Source organism: Staphylococcus sp. EG-SA-15, assembly GCF_017151895.1.
GTDB classification, from domain to species: domain Bacteria; phylum Bacillota; class Bacilli; order Staphylococcales; family Staphylococcaceae; genus Staphylococcus; species Staphylococcus aureus.
The window spans coordinates 27,873-49,804 of the sequence record NZ_JACVZN010000011.1 but is presented as its reverse complement, the minus strand read 5'-3'; the positions used below and the strand labels follow the sequence as shown (position 1 = coordinate 49,804).

The 21,932-nt window shown below is 33.2% G+C and carries 21 protein-coding genes, 1 other RNA gene and 1 other annotated feature; of the genes, 2 read left to right on the top strand and 20 right to left on the bottom strand.

Annotated features, from left to right (window positions below):
* Window positions 1-9: 9 nt before the first annotated feature.
* From IDG64_RS06945 to IDG64_RS06900, 10 genes are all read right to left on the bottom strand, one after another.
* On the bottom strand, window positions 10-933 hold the full coding sequence (locus tag IDG64_RS06945; protein ID WP_000137774.1) for a peptidase U32 family protein: 924 nt from the start codon (window positions 931-933) through the stop codon (window positions 10-12).
* 2 nt (window positions 934-935) lie between these two features.
* The gene (locus IDG64_RS06940; protein WP_000342258.1) at window positions 936-1,574 is read right to left on the bottom strand and encodes an O-methyltransferase; all 639 of its coding nucleotides are present in this window, start codon (window positions 1,572-1,574) and stop codon (window positions 936-938) included.
* 284 nt (window positions 1,575-1,858) lie between these two features.
* The gene (locus IDG64_RS06935; protein ID WP_000134779.1) at window positions 1,859-2,167 is read right to left on the bottom strand and encodes a DUF1292 domain-containing protein; all 309 of its coding nucleotides are present in this window, start codon (window positions 2,165-2,167) and stop codon (window positions 1,859-1,861) included.
* A gap of 14 nt (window positions 2,168-2,181) precedes the next feature.
* Window positions 2,182-2,610 (bottom strand): Holliday junction resolvase RuvX, encoded by a 429-nt coding sequence (ruvX, locus tag IDG64_RS06930; RefSeq protein ID WP_000939059.1) that lies wholly within the window; start codon window positions 2,608-2,610, stop codon window positions 2,182-2,184.
* Window positions 2,611-2,613: 3 nt separating this feature from the next.
* A complete protein-coding gene (locus IDG64_RS06925) occupies window positions 2,614-2,874 on the bottom strand; it encodes an IreB family regulatory phosphoprotein (protein ID WP_000426912.1) in 261 nt (86 codons plus the stop codon).
* Window positions 2,875-2,936: 62 nt separating this feature from the next.
* Window positions 2,937-5,567 (bottom strand): alanine--tRNA ligase, encoded by a 2,631-nt coding sequence (gene alaS, locus IDG64_RS06920; RefSeq protein ID WP_000734074.1) that lies wholly within the window; start codon window positions 5,565-5,567, stop codon window positions 2,937-2,939.
* 131 nt (window positions 5,568-5,698) lie between these two features.
* Window positions 5,699-5,876 (bottom strand) — a binding site (T-box leader).
* 33 nt (window positions 5,877-5,909) lie between these two features.
* A complete protein-coding gene (gene recD2 / locus IDG64_RS06915) occupies window positions 5,910-8,387 on the bottom strand; it encodes an SF1B family DNA helicase RecD2 (protein ID WP_001283311.1) in 2,478 nt (825 codons plus the stop codon).
* A 1-nt stretch (window position 8,388) separates the two neighbouring features.
* On the bottom strand, window positions 8,389-9,057 hold the full coding sequence (locus tag IDG64_RS06910) for a tetratricopeptide repeat protein (protein WP_000567017.1): 669 nt from the start codon (window positions 9,055-9,057) through the stop codon (window positions 8,389-8,391).
* 578 nt (window positions 9,058-9,635) lie between these two features.
* Entirely contained in the window at window positions 9,636-10,754 is a 1,119-nt protein-coding gene (gene mnmA / locus IDG64_RS06905; protein ID WP_000066097.1) for a tRNA 2-thiouridine(34) synthase MnmA, read from the bottom strand.
* Window positions 10,755-11,897, bottom strand: coding sequence for a cysteine desulfurase family protein (locus IDG64_RS06900; protein WP_000409167.1), 1,143 nt, complete (start codon window positions 11,895-11,897; stop codon window positions 10,755-10,757).
* A 311-nt stretch (window positions 11,898-12,208) separates the two neighbouring features.
* On the opposite strand from IDG64_RS06900, the gene IDG64_RS06895 reads away from it, so the two are divergent.
* Window positions 12,209-13,222 (top strand): LLM class flavin-dependent oxidoreductase, encoded by a 1,014-nt coding sequence (locus IDG64_RS06895; protein WP_000985872.1) that lies wholly within the window; start codon window positions 12,209-12,211, stop codon window positions 13,220-13,222.
* Window positions 13,223-13,458: 236 nt separating this feature from the next.
* Here IDG64_RS06895 and IDG64_RS06890 read toward each other — a convergent pair whose 3' ends face one another.
* From IDG64_RS06890 to cymR, 3 genes are all read right to left on the bottom strand, one after another.
* Window positions 13,459-13,605 carry an SAS049 family protein gene (locus IDG64_RS06890; protein WP_000009238.1) on the bottom strand — a complete coding sequence of 49 codons (147 nt, stop codon included), beginning with the start codon at window positions 13,603-13,605 and terminating at the stop codon, window positions 13,459-13,461.
* A 39-nt stretch (window positions 13,606-13,644) separates the two neighbouring features.
* Entirely contained in the window at window positions 13,645-13,827 is a 183-nt protein-coding gene (locus tag IDG64_RS06885; RefSeq protein ID WP_000752909.1) for a CsbD family protein, read from the bottom strand.
* Between the two features lie 99 nt (window positions 13,828-13,926).
* Complete coding sequence (cymR, locus tag IDG64_RS06880) at window positions 13,927-14,349, bottom strand: cysteine metabolism transcriptional regulator CymR (protein WP_000704122.1); 423 nt, start codon at window positions 14,347-14,349, stop codon at window positions 13,927-13,929.
* Window positions 14,350-14,433: 84 nt separating this feature from the next.
* Here cymR and IDG64_RS06875 point away from each other — a divergent pair, with 84 nt between their 5' ends.
* Window positions 14,434-15,708, top strand: coding sequence for a replication-associated recombination protein A (locus tag IDG64_RS06875; protein ID WP_000102738.1), 1,275 nt, complete (start codon window positions 14,434-14,436; stop codon window positions 15,706-15,708).
* A 160-nt stretch (window positions 15,709-15,868) separates the two neighbouring features.
* Here IDG64_RS06875 and IDG64_RS06870 read toward each other — a convergent pair whose 3' ends face one another.
* The 7 genes from IDG64_RS06870 to dtd all read right to left on the bottom strand — a co-directional run bounded on the left by IDG64_RS06870 (window position 15,869) and on the right by dtd (window position 21,932).
* Window positions 15,869-16,642 (bottom strand): tRNA threonylcarbamoyladenosine dehydratase, encoded by a 774-nt coding sequence (locus IDG64_RS06870; RefSeq protein ID WP_000682642.1) that lies wholly within the window; start codon window positions 16,640-16,642, stop codon window positions 15,869-15,871.
* Window positions 16,642-16,770: a hypothetical protein gene (locus tag IDG64_RS06865; RefSeq protein WP_031864484.1), complete on the bottom strand. Its 129-nt coding sequence runs from the start codon at window positions 16,768-16,770 to the stop codon at window positions 16,642-16,644. Before IDG64_RS06865 ends, IDG64_RS06870 begins: the two co-directional genes overlap by 1 nt.
* Window positions 16,771-16,834: 64 nt before the next feature.
* Window positions 16,835-17,025: non-coding RNA, 6S RNA (ssrS, locus tag IDG64_RS06860), on the bottom strand.
* Window positions 17,026-17,102: 77 nt separating this feature from the next.
* On the bottom strand, window positions 17,103-18,869 hold the full coding sequence (aspS, locus tag IDG64_RS06855; RefSeq protein WP_000044799.1) for an aspartate--tRNA ligase: 1,767 nt from the start codon (window positions 18,867-18,869) through the stop codon (window positions 17,103-17,105).
* Between the two features lie 15 nt (window positions 18,870-18,884).
* Complete coding sequence (hisS, locus tag IDG64_RS06850) at window positions 18,885-20,147, bottom strand: histidine--tRNA ligase (protein WP_000590826.1); 1,263 nt, start codon at window positions 20,145-20,147, stop codon at window positions 18,885-18,887.
* A gap of 460 nt (window positions 20,148-20,607) precedes the next feature.
* A complete protein-coding gene (locus tag IDG64_RS06845; protein WP_000717800.1) occupies window positions 20,608-21,483 on the bottom strand; it encodes an N-acetylmuramoyl-L-alanine amidase family protein in 876 nt (291 codons plus the stop codon).
* Window positions 21,480-21,932: a D-aminoacyl-tRNA deacylase gene (gene dtd, locus IDG64_RS06840; RefSeq protein WP_000869983.1), complete on the bottom strand. Its 453-nt coding sequence runs from the start codon at window positions 21,930-21,932 to the stop codon at window positions 21,480-21,482. Before dtd ends, IDG64_RS06845 begins: the two co-directional genes overlap by 4 nt.

Genomic DNA, 21,932 nt, shown 5'->3' with positions numbered 1-21,932 from the left:
TTAACCTCCTTAATATACTGTTTGTTTATATAAGAAACCTTCGTCAAATGGTCGATGATCAGGTTGAATTTCTTCAATTGGATCAATCAACATAAATTTCTCATCTTCATAGATTTCAGGATCTTCATTGTACAAATCTATCGCTTGACGATACTGTTCCGTTACCACATTAATATATTCTTCCGTTTGTAGAATACCATCGATTTTAAATGAATCTATACCCGCCTCAAAAAATGGTGCTAATTCTTCAATTAAACAAATGTCGTTTGGTGACATAATGTGCGTACCATTGTAATCTTCGTAAACTGGGTAATTATTTTGTCTTTCTTCATCATAAAGTAATAAAGATTGTTCATCATTGCGACGTTCAATTTTCATTTGGCGATCTTGGAACGTATAATAATTGCCTAGTAGCATACGCTTTGATTGGAACATACAAGTCATTCCTTGAACTTGCACCTCAATTTCCACATTTGAATTTTCTTTTATATTAATAATTTCATCCAAATTCAGCTCACGTGCTAAGACAGCTCTTGATGCGCCTCTTTTACCCCAGTAATTACATTGAAAATGATTAGTTACTAACGTCTCTGCATTCCAATGAAGTGGTATTGGATTTTCTTGCGCCTTCACATACATTACTACTGCTGGATCCCCGAAAATAATTCTGTCAACTCGTATTTCATGTAAAAAATTAATATAATCTTCTACAGCATCTAAATGATAATTATGAAATAATCCATTCACTGCCGCATATACTTTTTTATCGTTTTTGTGAGCTAATGCGACAGCCTCTGTCATTTGTTGTCTATTGAATTCCCCTGGAAGTCTTAAACCAAACTTTTGCTCGCCAATTACAAAAGCATCTGCACCTAAATCAATAAGTGTTTCCATATGGCTTAATGACTTGGGTGTGACAAGTAATTCTGTCATAGTCATTCTCCTTTAATTGAAATCGCTAATCCATCGTCTATATTTAAAAAATTCGTTGTATATCCTGGTTGCTTTATTAACCACTCATTATAATCTTGAACCTTTTTAACCATTTGTCTTACATTTCTCGATCTAACAATCCCAATATCCGATACAAAACCGTGATATAAAACATTATCTGTAATTACGAGACCTTGGTGCTTTAAAAGTGGTGTATATATTTCAAAAAATTTCTTTGATTGCGCTTTTGCTGCATCAATAAATATCATATCATAAACTTTGTCATTTACATTTTCAAATTGCTCTAAAGCATTACCTTCAATAATTCGAACCTGGTTTTCAAAATGATAAGTAGCTAAATTTTGTTTAGCATATTGAATCATCGTTTCATTACGCTCTATCGTTGTGACATGAATGTCATCAGATATAGAAGCGAATTGCATAGAACTATAGCCGATTGCTGTACCAATTTCTAAAATATTTTTAACATTATTCATACGAATTAATTGCTTAATTAAATCTAATGTTAAACGATCTACAATTGGCACTTCATTTCCCTCGGCAAATTCACGCAAAACTTCGATTGAACTATTTTGATGTTGATGTAAATCTATTAAATATTTTTTATTTAGGTCATCCATGTTTTAAACTTCCTTTATGTAAAATAAGTCAATATGATTATGACAATAAAATAAATCAGCCTTCACAATTGATTATAATTTTGCCAACCAATTAAATGACTGATTTCGTGTTAGACGCAAAGCTATTTTATTTATAGAAGCGAATCATTCATATAAAATTTAACTTTAGATATTTTACCATATTTTCAATAAAATTATAAGCGTTAATTATTTATACATTGCTTGACTTAAAAAAATACTCTTGCCTCCCCATCTTAAGGTTAGCAAGAGTAAAATCTTTTTAATTATTCTTCCATTTCAGTATTTACAACTTCTTCAATCATGTCCCATTCTTCATCAGTTTCGATTGGTACTAACTTACCACCGTCACCTGACTCATCTGGTTCATTGATCATTGGTACAAGCTCAATCATATCGTCTTCATCTGATTGAGCACCTTCTTCAGCTAAGATAACATACTCTTTTTTGAATTCAGGATGATAAAATTCTAAAACTTTTCGGTATAAAACTTCATTTCCCTCTTCATCGAATAAAGTTAATAATTCTTCTTCGTTATTAATTTCTAGTTGTGAATCATGATTATGTTCAGTCATAGTAAAATCTCCTTTTAATGTAGTGAATCTAAATAGCCTTGTAAAATAAATACCGCTGCCATTTTATCAATCACTTGTTTTCTTTTTTGTCTTGAAACATCTGCTTCTAATAATGATCGTTCAGCAGCCATTGTGCTTAATCTTTCATCCCACATCACAATCTCAATAGAAGGATAAGCTTCTAATAATTTTTCTTTATATGTTAACGAAGCTTCGCCTCGAAATCCTATTGAATTATTCATGTTTTTAGGTAGTCCTATTACGACTGTACCCACATTATGTTTTTTAATAATGTCTACTAATTGGTCAATACCTAATTCATTATTTTCTTCATTGATTCGGAGTGTGTCTAATCCTTGTGCCGTCCAACCCATTATATCACTAATTGCAATTCCTACCGTTCTACTACCGACATCGAGTCCTAAAATTTTATGTTGTAACATAAATTATTTATTTTGCTCTTTTAAATAGTAAGAAACAAGCTCTTCCATAATAACATCTCTATCAATATGACGAATTTGATTTCTTGCTTCATTTTGGCGTGGAATATACGCAGGGTCACCTGATAATAAATAACCTACAATTTGGTTTACGGCATTATATCCTCGTTCATCTAATGTTCGATAAACATTATTTAAAACATCTCTTACATCTTGCGTTGGAAGTTCTTCATAGTCGAATTTCATTGTTTTATCAAAGTTTTCCATTTGCGACACTCCTTTAATTACAAATATAACTCACTATCATCATACAATATTATGGCTTTAAATTATAGATTTTTAATGTAATCTTTAATAAAGCTTAATGATTTTGAGATATTTTCAGGTTGTGTACCGCCACCTTGAGCCATATCTGGACGACCGCCACCTTTACCACCAACGATTGGTGCCATTTGTTTGATAAGATCACCGGCTTTAACGTTATTTGTTAAAGATTTAGGGACAGTTGCAACCATCGATACTTTATCATCAACATTACTTGCAAGAATGATAATTGTATCTTGTAGTTTAGATTTAAAATCGTCCATTGTCGAGCGAATTGCTTTCGCATTTGGTACATCCACTTCAGTAACCAATACTTTATAGCCATTGATTTCTTCAACTTGATCTTCAATATTACCCATTTTAAGTGATGTGATTTCTTTGTCACGTTGCTCTAATTGTTTTAATAATGCTTTTTCTTCATCTTGTAATTGTGTTAACTTATCGACTACTTGATCATCAGATTTCACTTTCATCTGTGATTTCATCGTATTAAATTTCTCTTGAATATCTTCTAAATATAAGAAAGCTGCTTTACCTGTTAATGCTTCAATACGACGCACACCAGCTCCTGTACCTGACTCACTTACTATTTTGAATAAGCCAATTTCAGAAGTATTGCGGACATGAATACCACCACATAATTCAATTGAAAATGGTGCCATATTTACTACACGCACAACATCACCATATTTTTCACCGAATAATGCCATTGCGCCCATTTCTTTAGCTGAAGCAATATCCATTTCTTGAATGTTAACGTCAATACCTTTCCAAATTTCTTCATTTACTAAGCGTTCAACTTGATCAATTTCATCATTAGTCATTGGACCAAAATGAGAGAAATCAAAACGTAAACGATCTGCTTCTACTAGTGAACCAGCTTGGTTAACATGATCACCCAGTACTGATTTCAACGCTGCATGTAATAAATGTGTTGCACTATGGTTCTTTTGAATGTCACGTCGATCATTTTGGTTCACTTCAGCAGACACTGTAGCGCCAACATTTACTTGGCCAAATTGTACTACTCCTTTATGCAAGTTTTGACCATTTGGTGCTTTGGTTACTTCACTAACAGCAATTTCAAAATTGTCATTATAAACAATACCTGTATCCGCAACTTGTCCACCACTGACTGCATAAAATGGTGTTTCCGTTAACATGAAGTATACTGTTTCACCCGCTTCAACTTGTGAAACTTCTTCACCATTATATATCAAGTGTGTTAGTGTTGTTTGAGCTGTCGCAGTATCATAACCAACAAAAGTACTTGCAGATGTAATATTTTTCAATACTTCACTTTGAACTTGCATTGATTGAGAATTTTGACGTGCTTGACGTGCACGATCACGTTGTTGTTGCATTTCTGACTCGAATGTTGTCATATCAACTTTCAATCCTGCTTGAACTGCTATTTCTTCAGTTAATTCAATTGGGAACCCGTACGTATCATACAATTTAAATGCATCTTTCCCATTAATTTCATTTGTTGTCGCTTTAGCTTTTTTAATTAATTCATTTAAAATCGCTAAACCATCTTCTAATGTTTCATGGAATCGTTCTTCTTCAGACTTTATAACACGCTTAATGAAATCTGCTTTTTCCTTAACATTTGGATAATATGGTTCCATAATGTCTGCAACAATATCAACAAGTTTGTACATAAATGGCTCATTGATTCCTAACGTTTGACTAAAACGAACGGCACGACGTAACAATCGACGTAATACATATCCTCTACCTTCATTGGCAGGTAATGCACCATCAGAAATTGCAAATGCAATCGTACGAATGTGGTCAGCAATTACTTTAAATGCCACATCTTGTTCGTTGTTTACTAAATATTGTTTACCTGATACTTTTTCGATTTCATTCATTATAGGCATAAATAAATCTGTTTCATAGTTAGTACGTACATTTTGAGAAACTGAGGCCATACGCTCAAGCCCCATGCCAGTATCAATGTTTTTATTAGGTAATGGTGTGTAACTATGATCTTTATTATGATTGAATTCACTAAATACTAAGTTCCATACTTCAAGATAGCGTTCATTTTCTCCACCTGGATACATTTCTTCTGCCGGATCGTCTTGTCCATATGCTTCTCCGCGATCATAGAAAATCTCAGTGTTTGGTCCTGAAGGCCCTTCACCAATATCCCAGAAGTTACCTTCAATGCGAATAATACGACTTTCTTCAAGCCCAATATCTTTATGCCAAATGTTGTATGCTTCCATATCTTCCGGATGAATCGTAACGTACAATTTATCTGGCTCCATACCCATCCATTTATCACTCGTTAAAAATTCCCAAGCAAATTCAATCGCTTCTTGTTTAAAATAATCACCAATTGAGAAGTTACCTAACATTTCAAAGAATGTATGGTGACGCGCTGTGAAACCAACATTTTCAATATCATTTGTACGAATAGCTTTTTGAGAGTTTACAATTCTTGGCTTTTTAGGTGTTTCACGTCCATCAAAATATTTCTTTAATGTTGCTACACCTGAATTAATCCATAATAATGTATCATCATCAATTGGCACTAATGGTGCAGAAGGTTCAACCATATGTCCTTTTTCAACAAAGAAATCTAGATATTTTTGTCTAATTTCACTCGCTTTTAACTTTTTCATCTTTTACACATCCTATTTACTGTTTTTAAATTACCATTCCATAAAAATTGATGACACAGATAGTCGATTTGAAAAACTAGTATAAATCAATATCATTTTTTATTATTAAAAAATAAAAAACGCCCATCCTCAAAAGGGACGAACGTTATCGCGGTACCACCCTAGTTATAAATGCAATTCAACACATTTATCACTTTAAATCGACTATACAGTTGTGCATAAAGTAGCGTTCACTAATGTTTGTTGTACTTTTCACCAACCAGTACATCTCTGATAAACAAATCATTAACTACTCATCTTTATACGAATTTAATTCTATTTTAGTTACATTTACGCTTGTTGTCAACGTTCTATAAAGTCATACGGCGTGATTTCTCCCATATTAATCATTGGGTCAATTTTAAACATTGTAGCTTCCGTTAATACATTTGTATCTGTTTTTGTTGAATCAGACATAACTTCTTCACTATCATTCGATGACATTGGCGCTTCTACTTGATCATCTATTGTCGTTTGTGAAGCTCCTGTATCATTAGTTGCTGTGTTTTCCAGCATTTCTTCATCTTCTGAATTAAAATAATTTTTCAACAATGTACATAATTGTGTTAAACGCGCTTGACCATTTGTTTTTAATCCAATATCAAATGCTTCTGGATCACCAAGTAGAACTAAACTCGTTTTCGCTCTAGTTAAACCAGTATATAATATCGGTCTTTGTAACATTCTAAAATACTGTTTAACAATAGGCATGATAACAATAGGAAATTCTGAACCTTGTGATTTATGGATTGATGTACAATAAGCATGTGTTAATTCCATCATATCTTGTTTCGTAAATGTAATTTCATTACCTTCAAAATCCACAACAAGTACATCTTTATTAAGGGCATTTTCTTTCGCCCAAAAAATACCAACAATAACTCCTATGTCACCATTGAATATATTATCATTTGGCCTATTAACAAGTTGTAATACTTTGTCACCTTTTCTAAAGACTACATCACCAAACTCAATTTCTCGTGTGTCTTTCTTTTTAGGGTTTAAAATATCTTGTAAAACTTGATTTAAACGTTTAATACCGGCATTTCCTTTATACATTGGTGCAAGCACTTGAATATCAGCCATAGTATACCCTTTATTAACAGCACTAGTAACTACCTTCTCTACAACTGTTGGTATTTGGTTTGCCTGACAGTTAATAAAACTTCTATCATGAAAACGCTGTGTAATATCAATTTTCTGACCCAACTTCATTCGATGTGCTAATTCTATAATGCTTGAACCATCTTGTTGACGATATACTTCAGTCAGATTAACTCGTGGTATAGCTTTCGATTCAATTAAATCTTTAAATACTTGACCAGGACCTACAGAAGGCAATTGGTCCTCATCACCTACAAATATCAATTGTGCATCTAAAGGAACTGCACTTAAAAATTGGTGGAACAACCAAGTATCTACCATAGACATCTCATCAATGATTATGAGTCGTGCGTTTATTTCATTTTCTAATATATCCTCTGGCTTTGTGTCTTGATTCCAACCTATTAAACGATGAATCGTCATAGCTTCTAATCCAGTTGACTCTTGTAGTCTCTTGGACGCTCTTCCTGTTGGCGCTGCTAATACAACTGGATAATCATCATTGACATAATCATCATAATCTAATGATAAGCCATGAATCTCAGCATATAATTCAACAATACCTTTAATTACTGTCGTTTTTCCTGTTCCCGGTCCACCGGTTAATAGCATCACCTTAGAATTGATAGCCGTTTGCAAAGCTTCTTTTTGTGAAGCTGCATAGTTCACTTGATTCGCATCTTCTATTTCACCAATATGCATTTGTAAATCTGACTGTTCAATTTCTGTAAGTTTATTTGTATGCGTCTTTATTCTGAATAAGTTTTGAACACTTTTGATTTCAGAATAATACAAACTTGGAATTGCAACTTGTTCATTGTCAATAATTAGTCGTTTTTCCTCATTTAAGTATTGCAACATTTCGTCTAATTTTTCAGGTTCGATGACCTCTTCATCTTGATAATTTAATACATCAACCGTTAAATCTATAACAACATTGATAGGCAAATATGTATGTCCCTGTTTAATACATTCTTCTTCTAACGTATAGAGCAACGCAGCTTTTAATCGTTCATTATCGTTATAAGCGATACCAATATTTCTAGCAAGTTGATCTGCTTTATTAAAACCAATACCTTTAATATCATAAATCAATTGATATGGATTTCGATCTAAAATAGTCAGTGTATCGCCGAGATAAAACTGATAAATTGCCATTGAAAGTTTAGGACCAAACCCTAAATCATGTAAACGAATCATTATTTTTTCAGATTCTTGATTTGCTGAAATTTGTTCTGCAATTTGTTTCTGTTTCTTTTTAGATAATCCCGAAACTTTTTCTAGCACTGAATGGTCATCTAATATATCATTTATCGCATTGTCACCTAATGTATTAACAATATTTTGAGCTGTCTTTTTACCTACACCTTTAAACAAATCACTAGATAAATAACTTATAATTGCTTCTTTCGTTTGTGGCATTTCTTTTTCAAAAGTCTCTGCTTTTAATTGTTTACCATAACGTGGATGATCAACAACTTGCCCTTTAAATGTGTAGACATCGCCTTCAACAATATTCGGAAGAAACCCTACAACAGTTGGCATTGTATCAAAGTCTTCATTTGTTTCAATAGTATCTACTTTAAGCACTGTATAAAAATTATCACTGTTTTGAAACAATATCGCTTCAACAGTACCTTTGATCATTGAATAATCAAATAGTGTAGGGTCTGACATGTTACTCCTCCTCTTTCATTTTAGTGAATGTTTTCAGCGCATGCTGACTTAATAAGTGTTTAGGGTCGATAGTCACAGCTTCTTTAAAATGAGTTATTGCTTCATCAATATCTTCATTTTTCATAAATAACGCTAAGCCCAAATTGTATCTTGCATCAACATGATTTTTATCAATCGTTAATACATGTTTAAGTTGAGTTATGGCTTCATTAAACATTTCTAATTGACATAATACAAGACCATATTGAAATTGAACTTCTGCATCTTTGTCTTTATCTAGTTCCGCAGCAGTCATTAAATACGGCAATGCCAGCTTAAATGATTCTAACTGATTAAACGCCATACCGATCATATAATTACAATCAACTTGTTCAATCTCTGTTTGTAATGCTTGTTGATATAATTTAATAGCTTCTTGATAACGTTGCTGATTATAATATACATTTGCTAGATTATAAAATACGACGCCATTCTTCGGATCTATTGTTAAAGCTTTTTGGAAAAAACGCTCTGCCTTTTCAATCTCATTCGCATCAGCAAGTACAATACCAGCATTAATATAATTTTCAATAATTGTAGGATCTTCTTCGATATTTCCGAACAATGCTTGTAACGCTTCTTCTATTTTTCCATTTTGTATGTATTGATAAATTGTTTGTTGATCTATCATTTACGAACCTCATTTCTCATCAATTATAACATCTTGATAAATTGTATGTCTCGAATCACTTAACAACGAATAAAATATAATCTAATATCATTTTCATTCATGAAAAAGCGGGAATGGAATAGAAATGCTAAAGAACCATTAACGGTTTATTATGTAATGGTTCTTCCACATTAGCCACCACTATTATGTACTTAAAAATAGGAATACATAATTAGATTCATGCATAGGGAGTGGGACAGAAATGATATTTTAACAAAATTAAATTCGTTATCCCCAACTTGCATTGCCTGTAGAATTTCTTTACGAAATTCTCTGTGTTGGGGCCCCATCCCCAACTTGCACATTATTGAAAGCTGACTTTTGGTCAGCTTCTGTGTTGGGGCCCCGTCCCCAACTTCCATTGCCTGTAGAATTTCTTTACGAAATTCTCTATGTTGGGGCCCCGCCAATATAACATTGTAGAGCCTAGGACATTGTGATGTCCCAGACTCTATCATCATGAATTATTCTCATCAAAAACTGTCTTTCGTCATTTTCGACGTTGAAACTTCAAATAAGTAATTTATTGTTGCCATTGTTTATACAACATAATTTAATTGACCTTCATTTTTGAACACATCGTCAATTGTTGCACCACCAAGACACACATCACCTTGATAAAAAACAACTGCTTGTCCAGGTGTGATTGCTCTTACTGGCTCAGCAAAAGTAACACGTAGTGCATGGTCGTTTTCACGTTTCACAAAAACTTTCGTATCTTTTTGGCGATATCTAAATTTAGCTGTACATTCAAAACCTTGATCTAAGTCATTATCTTCTGGATTTACAAATGAATAGTCTGAAGCAATTAAGTAATCACTGTATAATGCATCGTGATGGAATCCTTGTTCTACATATAAAACATTATCTTTTAGGTTTTTACCGACAACAAACCAAGGATCGCCATCTCCACCTATACCTAATCCATGTCTTTGTCCTATTGTGTAATACATCAAACCACTATGTTTACCCATTTTCTTACCATCAAGTGTTATCATATCACCCGGTTGTGCAGGTAAATATTGTGATAAAAATGTTTTAAAGTTTTTTTCGCCGATAAAACAAATGCCTGTAGAATCTTTTTTCTTAGCAGTAACAAGTCCTTGTTCTTCAGCAATTCGACGCACTTCACTCTTTTCGATGTCGCCAATTGGGAACATCACTTTTGAAAGTTGTTGTTGAGATAATTGATTCAAGAAGTATGTTTGATCTTTATTATTATCTACACCACGTAACATTTCAACATGACCATCTTCATGACGATGTATGCGTGCGTAATGTCCTGTTGCTACATAATCTGCACCTAAATTCATCGCATGATCTAAAAAGGCTTTAAACTTAATTTCTTTATTACACATAACGTCTGGATTTGGAGTACGACCTTTTTTGTATTCATCTAAGAAATACGTAAAGACTTTATCCCAATATTCTTTTTCAAAATTAACAGCGTAATATGGAATGCCAATTTGATTACACACTTCAATAACATCGTTGTAATCTTCAGTTGCAGTACATACGCCATTTTCGTCAGTGTCATCCCAGTTTTTCATAAATATGCCAATGACATCATAACCTTGTTCTTTTAAGACGTGGGCTGTTACAGAACTATCTACACCGCCTGACATACCAACGACAACACGTATATCTTTATTTGACAATTATGACTCCTCCTTAAATTTAAAATATATTTTATGAATTTCAGCTACAATTGCATTAATTTCATTTTCAGTAGTCAATTCGTTAAAACTAAATCGAATCGAATGATTTGATCGCTCCTCATCTTCGAACATTGCATCTAAAACATGCGACGGTTGTGTAGAGCCTGCTGTACATGCAGATCCAGACGACACATAGATTTGTGCCATATCCAACAATGTTAACATCGTTTCAACTTCAACAAACGGAAAATATAGATTTACAATATGGCCTGTAGCATCCGTCATTGAACCATTTAATTCAAATGGAATCGCTCTTTCTTGTAATTTAACTAAAAATTGTTCTTTTAAATTCATTAAATGAATATTGTTATCGTCTCGATTCTTTTCTGCTAATTGTAATGCTTTAGCCATCCCAACAATTTGCGCAAGATTTTCAGTGCCTGCACGGCGTTTCAATTCTTGTTCACCGCCAAGTTGAGGATAATCTAGTGTAACATGGTCTTTAACTAGTAATGCACCGACACCTTTTGGTCCGCCAAACTTATGAGCAGTAATACTCATTGCGTCGATCTCAAATTCGTCAAACTTAACATCAAGATGTCCAATTGCTTGAACCGCATCAACATGGAAATATGCATTTGTCTCAGCAATAATATCTTGAATATCATAAATTTGTTGCACTGTGCCAACTTCATTATTTACAAACATAATAGATACTAAAATCGTCTTATCTGTAATTGTTTCTTCAAGTTGGTCTAAATCAATAGCACCTGTATCATCAACATCTAGATATGTTACATCAAAACCTTCTCGCTCTAATTGTTCAAAAACATGTAACACAGAATGATGTTCAATCTTCGATGTGATAATGTGATTACCCAATTGTTCATTTGCTTTTACTATGCCTTTAATTGCCGTATTATTCGATTCTGTTGCGCCACTCGTAAATATAATTTCATGTGTATCTGCACCAAGTAATTGTGCAATTTGACGTCTTGACTCATCTAAATATTTACGCGCATCTCTTCCCTTAGCATGTATTGATGATGGATTACCATAATGCGAATTGTAAATCGTCATCATCGCATCTACTACTTCAGGTTTTACTGGTGTGGTCGCAGCATAATCTGCATAAATTTCCATGTTTGGACACTCCTCACAATTTTATCAATGTTCCAATAATAGCACCTTACATACTATTTTTCTACTTTTCTGTTTAACTTTATTTATAATGTTTTTAATTATATTTTACCATTTTCTACACATGCTTTTCGATAGGCTTTTTTAAGTTTATCGCTTTATTCTTGTCTTTTTTATAAATTTTAGTATTTGCAGATATTTTTTTATTTGTAAAATGTAACGTACTATTATTTTGGTTATGAGCAATTTAATATTTATCTGGTTATTCGATTGGTATACTTCTTATATCATAAAAAAGGAAGGACGATATAAAAATGGCGATTAAATATTCAGCATTAAACCTTGTCCCTATTCGAGAAGGTGACGATGAACAAACAGCAATTAATGATATGGTTAATCTCGCACAACATTTAGACGAATTATCATATGAAAGATATTGGATTGCTGAACACCATAACGCTCCCAACCTAGTAAGTTCAGCAACTGCTTTATTAATTCAACATACGTTAGAACATACGAAACACATACGTGTAGGTTCTGGAGGCATCATGTTACCTAATCATGCTCCATTAATCGTTGCGGAACAATTTGGCACGATGGCAACATTATTTCCAAATCGTGTCGATTTAGGATTAGGACGTGCACCTGGAACAGATATGATGACCGCAAGTGCATTAAGACGAGATCAACATGATGGTGTTTATAAATTTCCAGAAGAGGTTTCATTATTACAACAATATTTCGGCCCTGCTCACCAACAAGCATATGTTCGTGCTTATCCAGCAGTAGGTAAAAATGTGCCTTTATACATTCTTGGTTCTTCAACAGATTCTGCACATTTAGCTGCTCGCAAAGGGCTTCCATATGTGTTCGCTGGACATTTTGCACCTCAACAAATGAAAGAAGCTATCGAAATTTACAAAACGTTATTTGAACCTTCTGATGTATTAGACGAACCTTACGTTATTGTATGTTTAAATACAATCGTTGCTGAAAATGATGACGAAGCACAATATTTAGCTTCATCTATGGCACAAGTAATGGTTAGTATCACTCGTGGCAGAATGCAGCCCGTTCAACCGCCAACACATGAACTACAAAATATATTAACGCCGAGAGAATACGCGATGGCTATGGAAAGACAGAAAATATCATTAATAGGTTCAGAAAATACTGTTCAACAAAAAATTCAAGATTTTATGGAAACTTATGGTGAAGTCAACGAAATTATGGCAATAAGTTATATTTATGATAAAGATATGCAATTAGACTCTTATCGTCGGTTCAAGAATGTTATAAATCAGATAAATGAAAAAAACACTTTATAATGTGATAAATAAACTAAGTGAAAGTATGTATCCATAATATTAATAAAAATATACAGTAACAGCATTTTGAATGAAAGATGTCTTTATTGTTCAATCATTTATTTTAGTAATGATTCAAATTCACTTAAAATTCTAATGCAAATATGAAAGCGCCCCTTCAACTTTACACTGTGTAAGTGTTTATTTGATGGGGCGCTTTCAAAATATTGAAAAGCATATCCAAAATTTAAAGAAATTTATTTCTCTTTATCTTCATTTTCTTTTTTCTCTTCGTTATTCGATCCTGTATATTCATTTATCTTATCTTTTACATTTTTAACTTGTTCATTATCGCTATTTTTAAATTTTTCTACTGCGTCTTTAGCTTTATCCATAAAACTCATATTAATCGCTCCTCTTATATTTGATTAGTTTAATTGAACTTATTTTTTAAGTTTATCAATTGCATCAGTTATTTTGTTTTTAGCATTTTCAACAACTTCTTTTGCTTTACCAGTCGCTTTATCTTGCTGACCTTCTTTTTCTAATTCTTTGTTATCAGTAACGTTACCTACTGTTTCTTTAACATTTCCTTTAAATTGATCGAACTTACTTTCGTCTGCCATAGTGAAACCTCCTTGGATGTATATATTTATATACCACTAAGGAGGTTCGCTAAACATTATAATATGAAGTTTTTATGTTATAGTATAGTATTTATACGATTAAATATAAAACATGTATCCGTCTAAATCTTCACTTGTATCTACATATTCCGCTAAATATTTCAATGTTGTATTATCTAAAACATCTCTCACTGCATCTCTCATGCGAATCCATAGTTGTTTTTGCGCAGGTGGTTCTGATTCAATACTTTCAACAAATGTAATTGGACCTTCTAACAGTCTTATAATATCCCCTGCTGAGATTTCTTCCGCTGGTACTCTTAATTGGTATCCACCTTTAGCACCGCGTACACTTCGAATTAACCCCGCATTTCTTAAAGGACCTACAAGCTGTTCTAAATATAAATCACTCAAATTATTTTCTTCAGCAATTGACTTTAATGATATACATCCTTGCCCCTCTTTTTTAGCAAGAGAAATCATCAATGTAAGTCCATATCTCCCTTTAGTAGAAATTTTCATTGTATAACCTCACTTAATTCGAATATTGATATTCCCATTTTAGCATTTTTTGAGTTAAGATAGTATAAGAAAGGTGTGACAAATGTGAGTACAGAACCATTAGCATCGAGAATGCGCCCAAAAAATATAGATGAAATCATTTCCCAACAACATTTAGTTGGACCAAGAGGCATTATCAGAAGAATGGTTGATACAAAAAAATTAACTTCAATGATTTTTTATGGTCCACCTGGTATAGGCAAAACAAGTATTGCCAAAGCAATTTCGGGCAGTACGCAATATAAATTCAGACAATTGAATGCTGTAACTAACACTAAAAAAGATATGCAACTTGTTGTTGAAGAAGCTAAAATGTCTGGTCAAGTTATCTTGTTATTAGATGAAATACATCGACTAGATAAAGCTAAACAAGACTTTTTATTACCTCATTTAGAAAATGGCAAAATCGTCTTGATCGGTGCTACAACTTCAAATCCTTATCATGCTATCAATCCAGCGATTCGTTCAAGAGCGCAAATTTTTGAGTTATATCCTTTAAATGATGAAGATGTGCGCCAAGCTTTAACTCGTGCAATAGAAGATGAAGAGAATGGTTTGAAAACATATCAACCCAAAATTGATGAAGATGCCATGGCCTACTTTTCTACACAAAGTCAAGGTGATGTTCGTAGTGCGTTAAATGCATTGGAATTAGCTGTATTAAGCGCAGATAATGACAAAGACGGTTATCGACATGTTACATTGCAAGATGCTAAAGACTGTTTACAAAAAGGTGCATTTGTAAGTGATAAGGATGGTGACATGCATTACGATGTTATGAGCGCTTTCCAAAAATCTATCCGTGGTAGCGACGTCAATGCCGCTTTACATTATTTAGCACGATTAATTGAAGCTGGAGATTTACCTACAATAGTTCGACGATTACTTGTAATTAGCTATGAGGATATAGGCTTAGCCTCACCTAATGCTGGTCAGAGAACACTTGCTGCTATTGAATCAGCAGAACGTCTAGGTTTACCAGAAGCTAGAATCCCACTAAGCCAAGCAGTAATCGAACTATGCTTATCACCTAAGTCAAATTCAGCAATGAGTGCCATTGATAGTGCATTGTCCGATATTAGAAACGGTCATGTGGGTCAAATTCCAAACCATTTAAAAGATGGACATTATCAAGGTGCTAAAGATCTAGGCCGATCTATTGGTTACAAATATCCACACCAATATGTTAATGGCTATGTTTCACAGCAATATTTACCTGATAAACTAAAAAACAAAATTTATTACGAACCAAAAACGACATCTAAAAGTGAACAACAACTCAAAGAAATATATAACAACTTACTTAAACAAAGGCCGTAAAAATAAGATTAAATCGATTACCTTTGATATTTTAGCTATAATCAAATCAAAACTGACTAGTACACGAGGCATATTCTACTATGCTTGCGAACTAGTCAGTTTTAGTTTTATGGTGTGGTTACACTTGCCTTACGTTGAAAATTATCCCTTTCAAAATTAATTATTGCCCTTTGTCTTTAATGCGACGAACTGGAATATCTTTTAATACGTCATTCACCACATAACTTGCACAAATTAATCCAACAACACTTGGTACAAAGGCATTTGAAGAAGGTGGCATTTGTCCTTTTCGATTGATAGCATTTTTATCTCCAACTATATCTTTTACATCTTCTCTTATGACAATTGGACTTTCATCTGAAAATACAACTGGAATCCCTTTACGAATTCCTAGTTTTTTCAATTTTTGACGAATAATTTTGGCCATTGGATCGGTATGTGTTTTAGAGATATCTGAAATTGTAAAACGTGTTGGATCTGTTTTATTTGCAGCACCCATACTGGAAATCACTTTAATCCCTCGGTCAAGACACTCTTTCATTAAGTGTACTTTGTACATTATTGTATCACTTGCATCTACAAAATAATCTATATCGTAATTATCGAAAATTTCTTCATATGTCTCTTCTGTATAAAACAAATGTAAAGGCGTGACTTTACAATCTGGATTAATTAATTTAATACGTTCTTCCATCAAAGAAACTTTACTTTGTCCTACTGTTGTAGTTAAAGCGTGTAATTGTCTGTTTACATTTGTAATATCAACATCATCTTTATCTATTAATATAATATGACCAATATTCGTTCTTGCTAATGCTTCAGCAGCAAATGAACCAACACCTCCAACGCCAAGTATGACAACAGTTTGTTGCTTCAATAAATCTAAACCTTGTTGTCCAATCGCTAGTTCATTTCTTGAAAATTGATGTTTCATTATTTTACCTCTTTCACTGATTTATACATAAGTACATAGTAACTTAAAATTTTATGTTTAGCATTATCGCTTTGATTATTTTTCCAAAATTCAACGAGGAAACATTTATTAAACCCTATTAAACCCAACTAATTCTTTATTAAAAACTTAAAGAAAAGCATAAAAATACGCAAGACAAAGTCTTGCGTATCGATAGAGTCCGTATTGCCGTAGTTATAATAGCTTGATCATTCGGCCTGTTATATACAGGTGGGTGCCCTGTTTCTTGTTTTGTACGTCCTTCATATAAGGCGTGTACGCTGCAAGAAAACCCATTGGGCTCCCTTGATCAAAGAGTGTTAGGCCCAAATTAAAAAGCAAACTTACGAACAACTCAGATGACTATCTTATGATGTTATATTACCACATAATTAAAATTAATGAAATTATAACAAACCAAAGTTTATTGATTTTTTAAAATTTAGTGACGAATTCGCAAAGAAAGTTCTTCTAATTGTTTATCAGAAACTTCACCAGGCGCATTCGTTAATAAACATGTAGCAGATGCTGTTTTAGGGAATGCGATTGTATCTCTCAAGTTTGTTCTATTAGTCAATAACATGACTAATCGGTCTAATCCTAATGCAATACCGCCATGTGGTGGTGCACCATATTTAAATGCATCTAGTAAGAAGCCGAACTGTTCTTGTGCTTGTTCTTTAGTAAATCCAAGAACTTCGAACATTTTTTCTTGTAACTCACCATCATGAATTCTGATTGAACCGCCACCTAATTCATAACCATTTAATACTATGTCATAAGCATTTGCCTCAGCTTCTTCTGGCGCAGTGCCAAGCTTAGCAATATCAGCTTCTTTTGGAGATGTAAATGGATGATGTGCTGCAACGTAACGTTTCGCATCTTCATCATATTCTAATAATGGCCAATCTGTCACCCATAAGAAGTTTAATTTTGTTTCATCGATTAAACCTAATTCTTTAGCTAATTTGACACGTAATGCACCTAAACTTTGTGCAACGACATTTGGTTTGTCTGCAACAAACATTACTAAGTCACCAGCTTCAGCACCAGTTAATGTAAGTAATGTTTCAACATTTTCTGTTTCAAAGAAACGTCCAATTGGACCTGTCAAACCATCTTCCACAACTTTAACCCACGCTAATCCTTTAGCACCATAGATGTTTACAAATTCTGTTAAAGCATCCATATCTTTACGAGTATATTGTTCAGCTGCACCTTTAGCGACAATTGCTTTAATTTCACCATCATTTTCAACAGTATCTTTAAATACTTTAAAGTCCATATCACGTCCTAATTGAGAAACGTCAATTAATTCCATTTCAAAACGTGTATCTGGTTTATCAGAACCATAGCGACGCATCGCTTCTTTATATGTCATGCGTGGGAAAGCGCCATTAATTTCAACGCCTTTAACTTCTTTAACAACTTTTTTAAGCATTTCTTCACCCATTTGCATCACATCTTCTTGATCTACAAAACTCATTTCAATATCGACTTGTGTAAATTCAGGTTGACGATCTGCACGTAAATCTTCGTCACGGAAGCATTTTACGATTTGGTAGTATTTGTCAAATCCACTAATCATCAATAATTGCTTAAATAATTGTGGTGATTGTGGTAATGCATAAAATTCACCATCATGAACACGAGATGGTACTAAATAGTCACGTGCACCCTCAGGTGTTGACTTCGTTAGTACTGGTGTTTCGATGTCAAAGAACCCTTCATCATCCAAATATTGACGAATAGAACGTGTAATTTGATGTCTCATTTTAAATGTTTGCGCTAACTCTTGACGACGTAAATCTAAATAACGGTATTTTAATCGAATATTTTCATCAACGTTAACATTTTCTTCATTTATAGAAAATGGTGGTGTCTCAGATTTATTAATCACTTTAATATTTGTAACTTGTACTTCAACTTGGCCAGTTTTAATTTTAGGATTAACTGTTTCAGGGTCACGCTTCGTAACTGTACCTTGAACTTCTACAACATATTCAGAACGTACTGTTTCAGCAATTTTCAATGCCTCTTCTGAAAATGCAGGATTAAACACGACTTGTACAATTCCTTCTCTATCTCTTAAATCAACGAAAATCAATCCACCTAGGTCACGACGATTGTTAACCCATCCTTTTAATGTAATTTCTTGTCCTAAAAATGCTTCAGTAACTAATCCACAATAAGTTGTTCTCTTACTCATATTTTAACGCCCTCTCTACTTCTTAAAATATTCGACTAATGCGTCTAATTCAATTGTTTCAGATTCACCAGTTGTCATATTTTTAACATCGATTTTATTATTTTCTAATTCTTGATCACCAATAACGATTGTAAACTTGGCACCTAAACGGTCTGCTTGTTTCATTTGTCCTTTAATTTTACGCTGTAAGTAGTCTTTATCTGCTTTAATACCATTATGTCTCAAATGATTTAATAACTTCACAGCATATCGATCTGCTTGATCACCCATTGTAACAATGAATAAATCTAAGTTTTCTTCAATATCTAATTCGATACCTTCTTCTTCAAGTGCAAGCAATAATCGTTCTATACTTAGCGCAAAACCAATACCTGTTTCACTTGGACCATCTAGCAATTCTAATAAACCATTATAACGGCCACCACCACAAAGCGTTGTAATGGCACCATCATAGTTAGGGTTATCCATCATTAATTCAAATGCTGTATGTGTATAATAATCCAATCCACGAACTAAGTTAGGATCTTCAATATATGGAATACCTAAATCATCTAAATAAGCTTTTACTTGTTCATAATATGCCTTTGATTCCTCATTTAAGAAATCAGTGATTCTAGGTGCAGTCTTAATCGCTTCTTTATCACGGTCAACTTTACAATCCAAAATTCGCATCGGATTTGTATGCAAACGTGATTGACAATCTGAACAAAATTCATGAATTACTGGTTCAAAGTGTTTCACTAACGCTTCGTTATATTCTTTTCGAGACGCCATATCCCCTACACTATTAATAACAAGCTTTAAATGTTTTAATCCAAATGATTGATAAATATGCATAACCATAGCTAATACTTCTGCATCTACGCTAGGATTTTCAGCACCAATAGCTTCTACACCAAATTGATTAAATTGACGATAGCGCCCTTTTTGCTTACGTTCATATCTAAACATCGGTCCATTGTAATAAAGTTTAATTGGTTGGTTTGGATTACCTTGCATTTTATGTTCAATATATGAACGCACAACTGCAGCTGTTCCCTCAGGTCTTAATGTAATACTTCTATCGCCTTTATCTTTAAATGTATACATTTCTTTTTGTACGACATCGGTTGAATCACCAACACCTCTTGCAAAAAGATCTGTACTTTCAAAAATTGGTGTTCTTATTTCTTTATAATTATAAAATGTCATTAATTCATCTAATTGATTTTCAATGTAACGCCATTTCTTTGAATCTTCAGGTAAAATATCCTGCGTCCCTCTAGGTATTTTAATCATTTTGACATCTCCCTCGGCAAACTATTTTATTTAATTACCTTTTTAAAACTAAAACTATATACGATCACTTAACTTTGCATGATAAATCATAATTTTAAAAGCAAAAGAAAAAGCCCTTGCACAGCCTGAAACTGCACAAGGGACGAATATCCGTGTTGCCACCCTCATTGGTTTAAAAAACATGCCTAATTGTAATCATCATTACTTTTTATAAGCGTGCATTAAATAAACCCACTCAAAACGTTTAACGTACGTTTAACGGCTTTACTTTTCATAAAGCACCTCTTCTTGTGTTCAATGTATATAAACTACTCAGCATAATCTTTCAGTCTATGGATTATATTCCTACACAATCTTAGTTAGATTGCTACCTATTTCATTTACCATTTCAAGAATACTAACGGTTTTAGTTATAAAATTCAATATCAATGATAACTACTTTCACATATTTTTGCAAGCCCTACGCAGAAAAATAAATTTTAAGGCCATCAACAATTGCTTGTTCTAAAATTTGTCTATGTAATTGATCTTTAATCATCGTTTCATCAGTTGGGTTACTAATATAACCTAATTCTAATAAAACAGCAGGAACTTTTGTTTGTCTTAACACTTGATAATTTTCTTGTCTTGAACCGCGATTAGAAAGTAGACCTTTCTTCTGAATCGTAGCGTCTAACGTATCTGCTAAAGCTCTTTGATTATCATGATACCAATAAACTGTCATTCCATTTGCATTAGATGATTCTAACGCATCATTATGTATACTCAAATAGGCATCGCCTTTGATATCACGATTTTCTAGTGAAACATATGTATCGTCTGTTCTTGTCATCTTAACAGTTGCGCCTTCTTTTTCTAAAGTACGCTGCAATTCTTTTGCTGTTTTCAACGTATAATCTTTTTCTAAACTTTTATATTTAGTATTGCTTGAAGCACCCTGGTCACTACCTCCATGACCAGGATCAAGCACTATTGTTTTACCTTGCAAAGGATTTTTCTCCTTCGTATTATCCGCGACAATATCTAAATTTGTGTGCCATCCAGCTATCCAACCTTTTTCATTACTGGATGTATCTTCAACTTCAATCCATTTACCTACTTTACCAATCTTTTTAAAATGGTCACCTTTTTCAACTTTATATATGACTGGATACGCAGCGTTTGGACCTGTACGTAATTCAGCATTTTCAGTTATCGTGATGTTCCCACTATCTTCACTATTGCTATTCAGCAATAAAAATAAAAAGATGATAAATAAGACAAAGGCAATCACTACTATTAGAGTACGTTTATTTTTAAGACCCTTTTTAGATAACCATGCCTCTATTTTTTTCATTGAATTTTGCCGTCCTGACTTTCATAAATAATAGTGACTGGACCATCATTATTTATGCTAACATTCATGTGTGTTCCAAATTCACCTGTTTTCACAGTAAGACCATACGCTCGTAGCGCATCATTAAAATACTCATAAATTTTTACCGCTTGATCAGGATTTTTAGAATTTGAGAAACCTGGACGGTTACCTTTTTTTACATCTGCATAGAGAGTAAATTGTGAAACTGATAGTATTTCACCATTCATTTGTTGGATATTAAAGTTTAATTTATTATTGTCATCTTCAAATAATCTTGCATTAGCAATTTTCTTTGCAATTACATCTGCATCTTGCTCTGTAGAGTTCTGACCGATACCGACTAATAAACAATATCCTTTTTTGATTTGATTATTTAATGTATCATTCGTCACCGATGCTTCTTTAACTCTTTGTACAACTACTTTCAT